Annotated in this window: 16 protein-coding genes; 8 read left to right on the top strand and 8 right to left on the bottom strand. The window is 46.9% G+C overall.

All coding sequences use genetic code 11. The features are described 5' to 3' along the window. Positions 1-88 precede the first annotated feature (88 nt). Both OU814_RS22785 and OU814_RS22790 read left to right on the top strand, forming a co-directional pair. Positions 89-358 (top strand): hypothetical protein, encoded by a 270-nt coding sequence (locus OU814_RS22785; protein ID WP_268242188.1) that lies wholly within the window; start codon positions 89-91, stop codon positions 356-358. An 88-nt stretch (positions 359-446) separates the two neighbouring features. Further along, positions 447-1,298 carry a cyanophycinase gene (locus OU814_RS22790; protein ID WP_017291319.1) on the top strand — a complete coding sequence of 284 codons (852 nt, stop codon included), beginning with the start codon at positions 447-449 and terminating at the stop codon, positions 1,296-1,298. Between the two features lie 37 nt (positions 1,299-1,335). Here OU814_RS22790 and OU814_RS22795 read toward each other — a convergent pair whose 3' ends face one another. Both OU814_RS22795 and clpB read right to left on the bottom strand, forming a co-directional pair. Further along, positions 1,336-1,578, bottom strand: coding sequence for a hypothetical protein (locus tag OU814_RS22795; RefSeq protein ID WP_268242189.1), 243 nt, complete (start codon positions 1,576-1,578; stop codon positions 1,336-1,338). A 90-nt stretch (positions 1,579-1,668) separates the two neighbouring features. Beyond that, positions 1,669-4,293 carry an ATP-dependent chaperone ClpB gene (clpB, locus tag OU814_RS22800; protein WP_268242190.1) on the bottom strand — a complete coding sequence of 875 codons (2,625 nt, stop codon included), beginning with the start codon at positions 4,291-4,293 and terminating at the stop codon, positions 1,669-1,671. A gap of 159 nt (positions 4,294-4,452) precedes the next feature. On the opposite strand from clpB, the gene OU814_RS22805 reads away from it, so the two are divergent. Together OU814_RS22805 and OU814_RS22810 are read left to right on the top strand one after the other, a co-directional pair. Further along, the gene (locus tag OU814_RS22805) at positions 4,453-4,698 is read left to right on the top strand and encodes a DUF5678 domain-containing protein (RefSeq protein WP_268242191.1); all 246 of its coding nucleotides are present in this window, start codon (positions 4,453-4,455) and stop codon (positions 4,696-4,698) included. A 19-nt stretch (positions 4,699-4,717) separates the two neighbouring features. Continuing rightward, positions 4,718-5,140 (top strand): hypothetical protein, encoded by a 423-nt coding sequence (locus tag OU814_RS22810; RefSeq protein WP_268242192.1) that lies wholly within the window; start codon positions 4,718-4,720, stop codon positions 5,138-5,140. Between the two features lie 81 nt (positions 5,141-5,221). On the opposite strand, the gene OU814_RS22815 is transcribed toward OU814_RS22810, so the two are convergent. The 6 genes from OU814_RS22815 to OU814_RS22840 form a co-directional block, all read right to left on the bottom strand. Then, entirely contained in the window at positions 5,222-6,118 is an 897-nt protein-coding gene (locus OU814_RS22815; protein WP_268242193.1) for a hypothetical protein, read from the bottom strand. Between the two features lie 89 nt (positions 6,119-6,207). Continuing rightward, on the bottom strand, positions 6,208-6,366 hold the full coding sequence (locus OU814_RS22820; protein ID WP_017291315.1) for a PCP reductase family protein: 159 nt from the start codon (positions 6,364-6,366) through the stop codon (positions 6,208-6,210). A 178-nt stretch (positions 6,367-6,544) separates the two neighbouring features. Then, positions 6,545-7,474: an Rpn family recombination-promoting nuclease/putative transposase gene (locus OU814_RS22825; protein WP_268242194.1), complete on the bottom strand. Its 930-nt coding sequence runs from the start codon at positions 7,472-7,474 to the stop codon at positions 6,545-6,547. 88 nt (positions 7,475-7,562) lie between these two features. Beyond that, complete coding sequence (locus OU814_RS22830) at positions 7,563-8,213, bottom strand: peptidase (protein WP_268242195.1); 651 nt, start codon at positions 8,211-8,213, stop codon at positions 7,563-7,565. Then, the gene (gene secG / locus OU814_RS22835) at positions 8,198-8,506 is read right to left on the bottom strand and encodes a preprotein translocase subunit SecG (RefSeq protein ID WP_263970843.1); all 309 of its coding nucleotides are present in this window, start codon (positions 8,504-8,506) and stop codon (positions 8,198-8,200) included. Before secG ends, OU814_RS22830 begins: the two co-directional genes overlap by 16 nt. 3 nt (positions 8,507-8,509) lie before the next feature. Further along, positions 8,510-9,079, bottom strand: a complete 570-nt coding sequence (locus OU814_RS22840; RefSeq protein ID WP_017291309.1) for a hypothetical protein — start codon at positions 9,077-9,079, stop codon at positions 8,510-8,512. Between the two features lie 350 nt (positions 9,080-9,429). Between OU814_RS22840 and OU814_RS22845 the strand changes: the two genes are divergently transcribed. From OU814_RS22845 to OU814_RS22860, 4 genes are all read left to right on the top strand, one after another. After that, entirely contained in the window at positions 9,430-10,095 is a 666-nt protein-coding gene (locus OU814_RS22845; RefSeq protein ID WP_190652577.1) for a hypothetical protein, read from the top strand. 129 nt (positions 10,096-10,224) lie between these two features. Further along, positions 10,225-10,551: a hypothetical protein gene (locus OU814_RS22850; RefSeq protein WP_268242196.1), complete on the top strand. Its 327-nt coding sequence runs from the start codon at positions 10,225-10,227 to the stop codon at positions 10,549-10,551. Between the two features lie 196 nt (positions 10,552-10,747). Continuing rightward, positions 10,748-12,418, top strand: coding sequence for a transglutaminase-like domain-containing protein (locus OU814_RS22855; protein WP_268242197.1), 1,671 nt, complete (start codon positions 10,748-10,750; stop codon positions 12,416-12,418). A gap of 159 nt (positions 12,419-12,577) precedes the next feature. Then, the gene (locus tag OU814_RS22860) at positions 12,578-13,702 is read left to right on the top strand and encodes a glycosyltransferase (RefSeq protein WP_268242198.1); all 1,125 of its coding nucleotides are present in this window, start codon (positions 12,578-12,580) and stop codon (positions 13,700-13,702) included. Positions 13,703-13,715 lie beyond the last annotated feature (13 nt).

A 13,715-nucleotide genomic window follows, 5' to 3' on the forward strand; every position in this document is an offset into this window, starting at 1 on the left:
GTCTATCCCAAAGAGTAAAACTCAAGCTAGGTGTCAAAAGATTCTGACCTGTATTACAACTCAGACTAAATCAAGAAAGACTAACATTATGGATACTAATTTACGTGAAGAAGTTCATACCTTAGCGGAAGAAGCGTTTCATCTGCACTTAATTTCAGGCTATGGCGATGGTGAATATGACAATGAGTACCAAATCGTTTATAAAGGCAAACCTCGCCATCTTCCTTTAGAAAGAGCAAAGGCGTTTTTGACTGATTTAATTCAACCTGAGGTCAAGAGCTTTAATCAGTTTCGTTTGGGTTGGATGTTGCTACTTGAAAGCTATCGACGACGATCGAGAGATTCGCGGGCGCTCTAATTTTTGTATCGAAATCTACCGTTCGGTTGTGATGGAGTGATAACCAAATATGGTTCAGTAACATCAAACTCTTATATTGGAGATGGTTATGGTAAGTCAGATTGAAACGCCTGCTCAGGATGACCCTCAAGAGAATGTCGCTTTACCTGAGACGCATGGTGAACTTGTCATTATTGGTGGAGCCGAGGATAAAGAGGGAGAGTGTAAGATTCTGCGGGAATTTGTGCGGCGATCAGGTGGACTTGATGCGCATATTGTTGTGATGACGGTTGCGACGGGCTTACCAGGTGAAGTTGGCGCGCAGTACATTGACATTTTTGAGCGATTAGGCGCAAAAGACGTTCAGGTTGTCGATACGGGCAAGCGTGAGGATGCGAGTGATCCAAGAGCGATCGAAGCTATCTCTCAATCGACCGGGGTGTTCTTCACGGGGGGAAACCAAGCTCGAATTACAGAATGCTTGAAAGATACAGAGCTAGAAGCTGTTTTGCACAGGCGCTTTTCTGAAGGCATTGTAATTGCTGGAACGAGTGCAGGTGCAGCGATGATGCCCGATATGATGATTGTCGAGGGTGAAGGCGAAACGAATCCTCGACGCGAGGTAGCTCGCATGGATCGGGGCATGGGCTTTTTGCCGAATGTGATTATTGATCAGCATTTCGCACAACGCGGACGACTGGGACGATTACTTTCTGCTTTAGCACAGCAGCCTGCTAGCTTAGGCTTTGGGATTGATGAGAATACTGCGATCTCAATCAATGGCAAAATCTTAGAAGTCATTGGTGAAGGTGCAGTAACGATCGTGGATGAATCGACGGTCACGCACAACAATATGGCTGAACTGTTGCATGACGAAGCTTTAGCGCTCTGTGGTGCAAAGCTGCATATTTTGCCACACGGGTATAAGTTCGATTTGGAACAGCGATCGCCGATTCTCTAGTTGATTCTTCAGGGTTTGATTTGGGCAGACGGGCATTCTAGAAGCATTGGTTTTCACCAAAACACTTAGAATAAAAGCCACAAATCTCGTGAGTTCGTCTCTCACGTCTGAAGATCAAAAAGAGGTGATAGCTACGATCGCGCTGATCAAATCCAATTGGAATCGTTTCAGGAAAGACAACCATGACTTCACCCTCTGCTCCAACAGAACTGTCAGGAACTTCAATCTCAATTCTGTTTCCAGGTAGCACTTTGGCTCTGATCCGGACGGCTGCTTGCATGATGGCTTTTTTCGGTCAATGATGCCTCAATTGGAATTTCATTTGCTTCTAAGCAATGAAGGGGTGAGAGAAGTCTCACCCCTTCATTGCCTATTGCGTGGTCAACACTTCAGAAGGCAAGCGTTTGAATTCTAAGCGCTCCGTTTCACCGACATCGACGAAGATCGTATCGCCTTCAGTGAAGTTGCTGCGTAGAATTTCTTTGGCGATCGTTGTTTCCAACTCCCGCTGAATTGCCCGCTTCAGTGGACGTGCTCCGTAAACTGGATCAAAGCCGACTTCTGCTAAGAAATCGAGTGCTGCATCGGAGAGCTTCAGGGACATCTTCCGCTCTGCTAAGCGACTTTCTAAGCGATGCGTTTGAATCTTGACGATCTCGCGGAGTTGAGCCTTTTGCAGACTGTGGAAGATGATGATCTCATCAATCCGGTTCAAGAACTCAGGACGGAAGTTCGATCGCATTGCTTCCATGACTCTCGATCGCATTTCCTCATAGCGATCGTCATCACCACCGTATTCAAAGATGTACTGCGAGCCGATGTTTGAGGTCATGATGATAATCGTGTTCTTGAAGTCCACGGTGCGACCTTGGGAATCGGTCACGCGACCATCATCGAGAATTTGCAGCATCACATTGAAGACATCGGGATGGGCTTTCTCGATTTCATCAAACAGAATCACCGAGTAAGGACGACGACGAACCGCTTCCGTGAGTTGTCCGCCTTCTTCATAGCCGACATATCCAGGAGGCGCACCAATTAAGCGAGAAACAGAATGCTTCTCCATGTATTCGGACATGTCGATCCGAACCATTGCTTCTTCGGTGTCGAATAAGAAAGCAGCGAGTGCTTTCGCAAGCTCAGTTTTACCAACCCCTGTTGGTCCTAAGAAAATGAAGCTAGCCGTTGGACGATTTGGATCAGAAAGTCCGGCTCTCGATCGCTGAATTGCATCCGAAACTGCCGTCACTGCTTCGTCTTGTCCAATCACGCGCTGATGTAAAACATCGTCAAGCTGCAAGAGCTTTTGCATTTCAGATTCAACGAGTTTACTAACGGGGATACCCGTCCATTTAGAAATGATTTCAGCAATGTCTGATTCAAGAACTTCTTCACGGAGCAGCGTCGCTCCCGATTTCTGAGTTTGAGACAGTTGGGATTCCGTTTCTTCAACTTTACGATTGAGTTCGTTGAGCTTGCCGTACTTCAGTTCAGCCGCGCGGTTGAGATCGTAATCGCGTTCGGCTTGCTGGATTTCAAGGTTGACTCGATCGATTTCTTCTTTGAGCTTCTGAAGATCTGTGATCACGCTTTTCTCAGCCTGCCACTGAGCATTCAACTTGGATTGATCTTCTTTGAAATCAGCAAGTTCACGCTCTAATCGTTCTAAGCGATCGCGAGATGCTGCATCGTTCTCTTTCTGCAACGACAGTCGCTCCATCTCAAGCTGAAGGATTTTACGATCGACTTCATCGAGTTCTTCGGGCTTCGATGTAATCTCCATTTTGAGTTTGGCAGCCGCTTCGTCTACAAGGTCGATCGCCTTGTCGGGAAGGAAGCGATCGCTAATGTATCGAGTCGAAAGGGTTGCAGCGGCAACTAACGCAGAGTCGGAGATTTTCACCCCGTGGTGAACTTCATAGCGCTCTTTCAGTCCGCGCAGAATCGAGATTGTGTCTTCAACACTGGGCTGATCGACGAAGACTTGCTGGAAGCGCCGCTCTAAGGCTGCATCTTTCTCGATGTATTTGCGATATTCGTCTAGGGTCGTTGCACCGATACAGCGCAACTCACCTCTTGCCAGCATCGGCTTCAGTAAGTTTCCGGCATCCATTGCGCCTTGAGTTGCACCTGCACCGACAACGGTATGAATTTCGTCGATAAATAGAATGATGTTGCCACGAGAATCGGTGACTTCTTTGAGAACGGCTTTCAAACGTTCTTCAAATTCGCCTCGGTATTTTGCACCTGCGATCAGTGCGCCCATATCTAGGGCGATCAGTTTGCGGTCTTTTAGGGATTGCGGCACATCTCCGCTGAGAATTCGCTGGGCAAGACCTTCAGCGATCGCGGTTTTACCGACACCGGGTTCACCGATCAAAACTGGATTGTTTTTGGTGCGACGGGACAAGATCTGGATCGTGCGTCGGATTTCGTCGTCTCGTCCAATGACCGGATCGAGTTTCCCTTCGCGAGCATACTGGGTCAAATCACGCCCGTATTTTTCTAGGGATTCGTATTTATTCTCAGGAGTCTGGTCGGTCACTTTTTGATTACCCCGAACTTGTTCGATCGCGTTTCTTAATTTTGCTTCATCGATTCTAAATTCTGACAGCAATGCTTTTCCGAATCGACTGTCTTGGGCGTACCCGAGCAAAAGATGTTCGATCGAGATAAAGCTGTCCTCGAACTGAGTGCGATATTCTTCAGCTCGATCAAGCAAGGCATCGGCACTGCGTCCCCAGTATACCGAGGTTCCACTTCCAGAAACTTTTGGCTGACGGCGAATAAAATCATCGGTACGATCGCGCACTCGATCGACGGGGACAGCGAGTTTGTTGAAGATGCTGATCGCTAAGCCATCTTGTTCGAGTAGAGCTTTCATCAGATGCTCGGTCTCGATTTGCTGCTGCTGCGCCTGTTTTACAATCTCTTGAGTTCGGATGATTGCTTCCCAGACTTTTTCGGTAAATTTTTCTGAGTTGGTCGGCTGCATCGTGTTCCCCCTTCTGTGTCGATCGTGCTATCGCTATTGTAGAGAAGGGATGGAGTCTGGAGAGATCGGAGTACCGTCCTTTGGTGAGCGAGATAGCCGAAAACTTCTCCAATTAGATGTCCTAGAATAGGAGCAAATCCGACAATTGAAGTAGATCAAATGAATACAGATGTACAGACTTTAGCCAAAATAATGGAAGAAGACGATCGCTGGCTTTCTGACCATTTCGATGAGTTGATCGATCGATATCCAGGAAAAATTGTTGCGATCAAAAACAGCCAACTTGTTGGAGTAGGGGATAGTGCGGCAGAAGTTTGTCGCCCATTTCGGGAGGCGGGTGACAAAGTGATGCCGCTTGTGGTTGCAATTCCTTCTGCTACAGAATGGGATAATTTATGGATTTGAAGCTTCAAGTTGAGAATGAATGACAACGGTTAGATTTCCTTACAAGCAAATCCGAGGAAAAGTTCAGCCTTTCATTCCAATTGGAATGAAGTTAGGGGAAACTTGGAAACGTTTTGAAGCTTACGTTGATTCTGGCGCAACTTACACGCTGATTCAAGCACAACAGATCGATCCAGCATTCCTTGATTTTCGGACAGGTGAAAGAGTTGCCATTCAAGTCGGAAGTGGCAGCACGATCGCAGTTTATCTGAATCAGATCCAGCTTCAACTCGGCACAGAACTCCTCACCTGCCCGGTTGGAATTTCTGATCAATTAGGCATTCGATTAAATGTCTTGGGAAAAGCAGGCATCTTCGATCGCTTTCATGTTTGCTTCCGTCAATCGCAAAGAAGCTTACTGTTTGAAAAAATTGAGGTAACCGGAGAGGATAGCAGTGGTTAACTTTGTCTGAATGGATAAACGCTTCACTTTGTGGCATAAGCTATTCTTAGTGGTCAAGTCACAGATATATCCTACGCAGGTTTAGTATTTTCGCCAGTTTGGATCGATTTGAGTCAGCAGGGATTCTGCCGTGACGCGAGGTACATAGTATTCTGATAAGTCTCTCAGATTCATTGCACCGCCGCCCGATGTTAGAACTTTCCAAGTCTCGTTCTCTTTTCTCAACAGCATCATGCCGCCTGCTTCGCCTTGTTGCCATTGAAGGAGAGCGGTGTTTTCGACGATCGCGGTTTTCTTGATCGTTGCTTTGACAGATCCAGGAGTATTGAGGTGCTGAAGGGCGGTTTGCTCCATAGATTGTGGCTTTGAAGTGCCCGATGGTTGACTTGCGTCTGGATCAAACTGTTCAGAAATCGTCATCAACTGATCTCTCGCACCGAGTTCTAGCTGATTCCAGCGAGCTTCATCGGTGATGACGTTGATTTCTCGTTTTCCGACGAGTTCGACGATCGTCTTTTTGTCTTCTGGGAGCAGAACGACGACTTCATCAGAATGAAAGTACCGAATTGCGTAGATATCGCCCTGCTCATTTAGCCAATACCCCGCGCCATCGCCTTCGTTCTTCAGAGATGAAGAGGCAGAAACAATGCGGGTAACTCCTTGCGTGTCAGTCATGCTGCAAAGGGTGTAGCGCATATTCCCGACCACTTTTTCCTGCTGTTTACAGGCTTTTTGGGTAAGTCGTTCAAACTCCGTATAAATCGCCTCTGCACTGGGTTGAGTCGGCGAGGGGTTTGTTTTGCTTAAGGATGCTTCGGCTTGTCGGGGTTGCGAGGATGGCTTTTGAGGAGATGCGGAAGCGGGCTGGATAGGAGTGCTAGATAAACTTGCAGTGTTGGGTTGCCCACAGGCTAGTAAACCGAAACTGAATGCAATTAGTCCGCTCAATTTGGAGAGTACAGCTATTCTTGTGGGCATGGATGTGCTTTGTGATTAGATTGCTGAGTGAGTATACCCCGCAGAGTCTAAGAATCACTTTATACTTTGGTGCAGTTCGGCGATCGAGCTTAGTTGCCGAACTGTTGTTTGGCTCGATCGTAGATTTCGACGGTAATTTGAGTTGCCCCCATTTCTTGAGCAAGTTTTTCGATTTTCTTGCGGGCTGCGGGTCGCACGAAGAAGGGGATTTCTTTGAGTTTTGCTTCAGCTTCGGCTGTCCATTCCATCGTTCAGATTCCTCACACTTGGGTTGTGTCTCAATTGTGTGTTCCTATTTTATCGGTTGAATCTGCACCTAAAGCATGGTTCGCGTATCTCAGACCCTCTTGTTTCACTGTTTTTGGATGACATCCAATCTTAAGAACATCAGGCACGATCAAAATAGCATGGATGAAAAACGCAACTTTAGCTATGTTCAGCAATCCAATTGTCCAAATCATCTAGGTTGCGAAAATCTAGTAGAGCTTCGCTGAGATCTTCGAGGACTGGAAGCGGAAGCGCAGTTAACCGCGATCGCACTTCTTCAGGCAGTTCTCGTTGCAATCGTCGATTCAGTATCCGTGTGATTAAAGCGATCGCTTGCTCCCTTCTGCCTTCTTCTCTACCTTCTTCTCTACCTTCTTCTCTACCTTCTTCTCTACCCTTTGCTTGCGCTTCTTCTTTCGCTTCTCGAATCGCACGGGGTTCTTCAGATAGATTAATTCCTAGCATCGTTTTAATCTCCAAGAGGCTTAAGGTTGAAAACTTGTACGCCATGATCGAGGTGACTACATCTATTATGTCGTTCCTTTCCCTTGCAGTTAACGTCTCCTCATTTGCACGAGCCAAAAGCGATCGCGCTGTTTCAGGTGCTTCTTCCGGTTTTACGATTGTCAGGACAACCGCTGCAACTGAAAGGGGGAGCGATCGCGGTTCTCCTAATTCATCTAAATAAATCCGATGAACTTGATCACAACTGAGCAAAGCACGAAACGGGTGAATATCAACCTGCTCAACACTTCGAGACGGATAAATAATCACGGCTTGCCAATCTGAGAACCGTGGTAAATTCGCTTCACGCCTTGTTCGATTGCGATAGAAGTACAAAGCAGATTCACTGAACAACCGTTCGTAGAGTTCTTCGTCTCTCTGAAATTGCACTTCGCAGAAATAGACAACTCCCGGCTCGGCAGAGTCAGGCGGCAAAAAGACTCCATCAATCTCAAACTTAGGTTCTTTCACCGCAACCGAATCAAACCGATAGTCTGCTGCATTATCCGGTCGCTGATTGATCAATTCAAACAACAGCTCTGGAGATTGCTGAAACAACTTGTAGAAGAGAGGATCGCGTCGCATGTTCGGCTTCAAGGAGTCCGTTCAATTGTACTATTGCGCGAATCACTTCTCAATTTTCTTTCTTAACCGCGATCGCTCAAACCCTCTCCTACCAACCCAATCGAGTCGGCTGCTCATACACCCGTTTCAACGTATTTACATCTCTCGGTGAAATAGTTGGTGGCGTGCGCACCTGCGAAAAATACATTACATCGGTTTCTAGAGGGCTATGTCCCCAAATTCCTAAAGCATGACCCAACTCATGCCGCGCTGCTAGCAATAAAGAATCATTTGGACGATTGGGCTGAATCCGAATTTTCATCCGATGCCGCAAAACAGAGTTTTGTTTGTAAAGCTCGAACCGAGCATCCGCAAATCGAACTCGCTCCGTTGGAGGAAACCGGAGCGGAATAGAAGCACGATCAAACACAATTCCCGCTTCTTCTCTTTGATCGGTCAACTCTAAGGGAAAATAAGCTTTCCACTCATTCACAGCCTGGATCATCAGCTTTGCCCAAGTCGAATCTCCATGCGGAACATACACTTTGACTGGAAATTCTGACCAAATCAAATACTCCGGCTCAGTTTTCTCAACACGATCGAAATAATCGCCCGATCGATCAGACCACTGCGCCAAAATCGGTGGCATTGCGTGAATCTTTGGAGTCGCCTGCACCGAAATTGCCCAAAACAAAACGCATCCGATCGCGAAACAGATCGAATGCGCTTTGAACCAATTCCACTTTAACGACCGAGCCATCCGGCACTGAGAACCACCGTGATTCCCATACAAATCGTCATTAATAACCAGGTCAGACGATTCAGCGTCGTCTCTGCACTTTTGGTACTGGTAAACAGTTGCGCTTGACCGCCCAAACCGCCCAAACCATCCCCTTTCGGGCTATGCAGCAGCACCAGAATAATTGTTCCTACCGCAGAAACCATCCAAATTATCTTCAGCACTGCAATTAGCGTCATCTCAACAAATCCAATACGATCGACTCGTTTCTCATTATATGAACATTGCAGATACATTGAAGAATTTTCGGACATTCACTACTGCCCTGTATTACTTGGACTGGGGCTTGCAGTCGCTTCAGGAGTAGTCGTTGGTTCGCTCGTCGATCGCGGTTGTTCTTGACGGGCAGGCTCCTGCTGTTGAGAACTGGGCGTAGAAGGCGAGGTTTGAGGGTTAGGTCTGGGAGATTCAATTCTGACTTCTGGAGCCGGAACGACGACAGGCGCACTTTGCTGAGGTTGGGGAACCGGCACAATGCGATCGCGCTCAATCACTCGCTCGCGTACCTCTGGAGACGGAGACGGAGACGGAGATGCACTCGGAACCACAATCGTGCGTTGCGGAACCGGAGTACGATCGCGCTGGGTGACAAAATATGCCAAAGCTGCACCGCCTAAAACTAATCCGGTCAACAAGATTCCAATCAAAAAACCATTCGCCGTATTGTTTTCATCTCTGGCTTGCTGTGCGTCTTCATACCGCTGCCTTTCAACCGTTTGTCTGGACAAATCGTTACGGTTATAGCTTGGTGGGTTCAGTGGGTCGTTTGAAGTCGAGCCAGGATAGTTTGTGCGATCTTGGGGATCACGAGGATTGGGATTTGCCATTTTGAATAGTCCTTAATTATTTACAGCCAAAATCACTGAGGTTGATGTCTCAGATTGGTATTCATAGATGCTCTAATGCAACCAAAATACTCAAAACGCCAAGGCAAGTCACTCTGTCTGGAGAAGTGAGCCTTGGGCTGAAAAACTGAAAGTTACGTCAACCTTTAGAAAGAGAAGCGCTCAGAGCGAATGACAAGTTCAATACAGCGGGTCGCAGGTCGCAAACTTAGACTTGCCTCAAAATCCACCTTTTGATGTCTCACCCTAATTCTTTAATCGCTGCTTCAATAGAGATATTTCTATCAGGCGATCGAGTATTCTTAGAATAATAATAAGAATTGTTAACAACAATGACCTGGAATTTTTTATTGGAACTCTTTTGGTTTGACCGATCTGTGCCGCTACGGCGAAAGCGCTCTGCCTTTGAGATCGAGGATTTACCTGGATTGTGGCGCATTCATTGGCAACTGGGCAAGACGATAATTCTTTCCACCTTTTACACCCGCATCGACCAAGCTTGTATCCTCTGGGGAGTCATCTCGACTCTCATTTTTGCCACCGCTCAATTTTTAGCGATCGACTGGCAAATTCAAGCCTTCTTATGGTCGGGATTGTCATTGGTGGGCACGCTCTCAATGGCAAAACTTTCTCAGTGTTGGCGCACGATTAAGCCCCTGAAAGATGTGATCGATGCTTGGGTCATCCTGATGCTGGTAGGAATTACTCTCACGGATTTGAGTATATTTCTAAGTTGGGGAGAACTGATGGCGCGGCTGTGCCCTCTGTGGCTAGGCATTAATGCGATCGGGTATTTGTTCACAGGTATCAGGATTCGATCGCGGGCATTTGCTTGGATCGGAGGGCTAAGTTTTTTGGCGATCGCGCTCCTGCCTTATGTGGGTGGATGGGAATTTCTGACTACGGGACTCGTTACGGGAGTGAGTGCGCTCTTGATTGCTGAGTTGCAGTGGGATTCAGGGGATGTCTGCGCTCATCTCAAACGCCTCGAAAGATAGCGAGATCTAAATATTCCTTAAGTAGTATTGGTGAAATATAAACTGTCACGTAAGATACAGAATATAACCCCGAGTTTATAGATTGCCTGGGGAATCCTCAAGCAATAGCCTTTTTAGATTATCTCTCTTATGCGTCACTCCCGGCTTACTCAATCTTATTTGTCTCCGTTTCCCAGTCTCGAAGTGCGAGAAACGGAAATCGGACGGTCTGTGAAACCTTGGACTTGTCAGACGATCGCTCAAATGAGTATTCCAAAAGCTGATGTCCTGGTTGAGAAATCGCCTGTGAAGGCGCGACGGCTTGGCATTGTCCGCCGCTCTCATTCTGTTGCAGATGCGCATCGCGTGACGATTCACCGGAATGTCACACGTCGAATGCAGGTTGCGAGAGAACGAGGCGATCAAAATCTTTTACGCGCTTTAGAAGCCGAACTGCGAGAAATGGTCTCGATTTAAGCGTGAATTCAGTTTGTAGGTGAAGGTTAGCAGGTGGTATTGGAGATGATCCAATGCCACTTTTACTTTGTGAGATTAAATACTTTGTGAGATCAAAGCCGATCGCACAATTCAAAAACTCGCTGGCTGGGATACATTCGATCGCGCTCAGGTTTACTAGAATTCAGAAGTGTTAACTTATGGCATCTGTTTTTGAATGCTCGACTCTGGTACTTCAACTCCGCATTCCAACCCCCAAGCCGCTTCAGAGTGGTCTGCTCGATCAATCCGACCGATCGGGGCTTATGCGCTGCAAGGTTTAGCGACTTGGCACAATCAACTTGTGACGATGGATGCGATCCGAGGCTATTTGCTTCAGGTCAATCCCCTCAGTGACAATACAACAATTCTCAATTCCTATCACACCGAGCTATTTATCGAAGCAACAGGCTTTGCGGTCTGGGAGGATACGATTTGGTTTGCGAAAGGCAAAGAGGTTTATTGCTGTGAGTTTGGACAGTTTGAGCCGCAGTTGTTCACTGTTCTACCTTATGAAGCCGATGGAATCGGCATTTGGGAGTCAACAGTTTATATTACGAGTCAAAAACTGGGATATATTCTGATCTACGAACGTCAAACGAAACGCAAGATTACCCAATTTCCGTTGCCTGGCGTTGGAATTACAAATTTGACGGTAAGAGATGAAGAGCTTTGGCTATGCGATCGCACCGAAGAAACGGTTTATTGTCTCGATCGCGCAACGGGTGAACAGAAGTTCAGTATGCTCACTCCATTTGAGAATCCAACTGCGATCGCGTTCTTGAATTCAACGCTGTATGTTTCCTATGCGGGTGAAGAAGCTTACATTCGTGACAATCCGAATGCCGACCCGAATTTAGAGCTGACCTATCGCGATCGAACGTTCATTCATCCCTTACATTTTCGCCATTATCCAGACGAGCGCTACACGTTATCGACTGGATATTTGGTGGAAATGTCGTACGTTGAGGAACTCCTTCCCCTCGATGACGTGGAATTAACCGATCTAGAATGGCGAATTGCATTGCCAACGGAAACGCATCGTCAAAAGATTCGCAGCGTTGAAGCGATCGGGATTCCGTTTACCGAAGATATCCAAGACGGACAAAGAGTTGCAGTCTTTCAATTTCCGAGACTCAAATCTCAGGAGCGGCAGATTTTCGGCTGGAAAGCGGTGCTAGAAGTTCGAGGTATTAAGTATCAGTTTTCGTTTGAGGATGTTGAACAGTCGCCAGAGCTTCCGCCAGAATTTCGCGATCGCTATTTAGTCGATGATGATGAATTGGCAATGGATAAGCCAGCCATTCAACAAGCTGCGAAAGAAGCGATCGGAACGGAGACCAATGTATTACGTAAAATGCTGAAGATTCGGAATTACGTTTACGATCGGTTATCTTATGGGATTAAACCTCATATTGATTCTCCTGATGTCGTTCTTGATCGCGGAGTTGGTTCCTGTGGTGAATACGTGGGCGTGTTGCTAGCATTATCTCGTCTGAATGGAATTGCTTGCCGAACGGTTGGACGGTATAAATGTCCGCCTTTTGCCGATCGCCAAAATGTCCCGCTTGAACCTGACTACAACCATGTGTGGATTGAGTTCTATCTGCCTGGATATGGGTGGCTACCGATGGAGTCAAATCCGGATGACATTGTTGAGCGTGGACCTTATCCGACTCGATTTTTCATGGGGCTACCCTGGTATCACGCTGAGATTGGTAAAGGCATTTCTTTTGAATCGCTGAGAAGTCAAGGAATCCCGATTGGTGATTTGATGGATTTATCGATCGGGGATTTAGCATTAAATCATATTCGATTCACAATCTTGGGAGAATTGCCTCCGCCATAATTGCTGTCTTTTAGATCCGCTCAACTTGCAAAACTCTACGTGATTCAATGCCAGAATCTTCTGCGGGTTGAGCGGATCTGAGACCCAAACACCACGATAAATTGAATGTTGTGTCCAAACCGATGCGATCCTTAGATCAGACGATCGCGAAATTTAAAAATGTTCTGGCTCGAAATTTTATTAACTATCCCAGTGCTAGGTTCAATGGTCTTTTACCTCGCCTGTGCCTACTTCACACTGCAATTTTTCTCAAAATCTCACTCGATCGCATCTTCCGAAGATCCTGTCTCTGTCTTGGTTCCGATTTGCGGTCTCGACGAAGGTGCATTTGAAAACTGGTCATCTCTCTGTACGCAAGACTATCCGACCTACGAAGTCTTATTCGGTGTTGTCGATGAAACCGATCCAGCCGTCCCTATGCTCTATCACCTCAAAGAAACCTACTCGGATCGGGTTCAAGTCTTCGTCGGACTTCCCCCACGCGGAATCAACTTCAAAGACAGTACCCTTAGTTACCTTTTAGAACAGACCCAATACGAAACTCTCATCTTTGCGGACAGCGATATCCGAGTCGCTCCAGACTATATTCGCACTGTCACTGCTCCACTCGCTCAAGTTGATGTCATCACCTGTGGTTACATTGCGCATCATCCTCAGTCTTTGACCTCCGCGATCGCGTCTCTGGGGCGTTGCTGTGACTTCATCCCGAGTACTTTAATTGCCCGCACCCTCGATCGAGGATTAAAATTTGCCATCGGCGTGACGATTGCGACTCGAAAATCTACTCTCGTCAACTTTGGCGGACTCCAACTCAACCGCATCGGCTCAGACTATAACCTCGGTAAACGGGCTGCTCAAGCTGGTTACACCGTCGAACTTTCCCACCTGATTCTCGAATCCGACACAGGAAAAGAAAGCCTTTGGGATCTCTTTCAGCGAGAATTACGTTGGTCAAGAACGATCCGCTTCAACCGAGGTAGCATTTATTACAGCATGATCTTTTGCTACGGAACAATATTGTCTCTGCTGTTGCTTTTAGTGTCGAAATTTGCAGCTTGGGCAATCGTGCTGACTGGATTAGCCTATGTGATTCGTTATACTCAAGCAACGATCGCAGCATTCAGCATGGATGCCTCTGGGCTATTGCGTTGGTTATGGGTTCTGCCATTTCGAGATGCATTGAGTTTGGTAATTTGGGCGATCGGTGGATTTGGGCGAGAAGCCTACTGGCGCGGGCGAAAACTGCGCATCGAAGGAGATGGAATCATTCAGCAAATTGACTAAGTGCAATCCATTT

The sequence above is a fragment of the Leptolyngbya sp. GGD genome, assembly GCF_026735145.1.
In the GTDB taxonomy this organism is placed as follows: Bacteria; Cyanobacteriota; Cyanobacteriia; order Leptolyngbyales; family Leptolyngbyaceae; genus Leptolyngbya; species Leptolyngbya boryana.

What these genes read in the sequence shown, in the direction of transcription:
- OU814_RS22785 (WP_268242188.1), top strand. Translation starts at nt 89, where the DNA reads ATGGATACTAATTTACGTGAAGAAGTTCATACCTTAGCGGAAGAAGCG.
- OU814_RS22790 (WP_017291319.1), top strand. Translation starts at nt 447, where the DNA reads ATGGTAAGTCAGATTGAAACGCCTGCTCAGGATGACCCTCAAGAGAAT.
- OU814_RS22795 (WP_268242189.1), bottom strand. Translation starts at nt 1,578, where the DNA reads ATGCAAGCAGCCGTCCGGATCAGAGCCAAAGTGCTACCTGGAAACAGA.
- clpB (WP_268242190.1), bottom strand. Translation starts at nt 4,293, where the DNA reads ATGCAGCCGACCAACTCAGAAAAATTTACCGAAAAAGTCTGGGAAGCA.
- OU814_RS22805 (WP_268242191.1), top strand. Translation starts at nt 4,453, where the DNA reads ATGAATACAGATGTACAGACTTTAGCCAAAATAATGGAAGAAGACGAT.
- OU814_RS22810 (WP_268242192.1), top strand. Translation starts at nt 4,718, where the DNA reads ATGACAACGGTTAGATTTCCTTACAAGCAAATCCGAGGAAAAGTTCAG.
- OU814_RS22815 (WP_268242193.1), bottom strand. Translation starts at nt 6,118, where the DNA reads ATGCCCACAAGAATAGCTGTACTCTCCAAATTGAGCGGACTAATTGCA.
- OU814_RS22820 (WP_017291315.1), bottom strand. Translation starts at nt 6,366, where the DNA reads ATGGAATGGACAGCCGAAGCTGAAGCAAAACTCAAAGAAATCCCCTTC.
- OU814_RS22825 (WP_268242194.1), bottom strand. Translation starts at nt 7,474, where the DNA reads ATGCGACGCGATCCTCTCTTCTACAAGTTGTTTCAGCAATCTCCAGAG.
- OU814_RS22830 (WP_268242195.1), bottom strand. Translation starts at nt 8,213, where the DNA reads ATGGCTCGGTCGTTAAAGTGGAATTGGTTCAAAGCGCATTCGATCTGT.
- secG (WP_263970843.1), bottom strand. Translation starts at nt 8,506, where the DNA reads ATGTCCGAAAATTCTTCAATGTATCTGCAATGTTCATATAATGAGAAA.
- OU814_RS22840 (WP_017291309.1), bottom strand. Translation starts at nt 9,079, where the DNA reads ATGGCAAATCCCAATCCTCGTGATCCCCAAGATCGCACAAACTATCCT.
- OU814_RS22845 (WP_190652577.1), top strand. Translation starts at nt 9,430, where the DNA reads ATGACCTGGAATTTTTTATTGGAACTCTTTTGGTTTGACCGATCTGTG.
- OU814_RS22850 (WP_268242196.1), top strand. Translation starts at nt 10,225, where the DNA reads ATGCGTCACTCCCGGCTTACTCAATCTTATTTGTCTCCGTTTCCCAGT.
- OU814_RS22855 (WP_268242197.1), top strand. Translation starts at nt 10,748, where the DNA reads ATGCTCGACTCTGGTACTTCAACTCCGCATTCCAACCCCCAAGCCGCT.
- OU814_RS22860 (WP_268242198.1), top strand. Translation starts at nt 12,578, where the DNA reads ATGTTCTGGCTCGAAATTTTATTAACTATCCCAGTGCTAGGTTCAATG.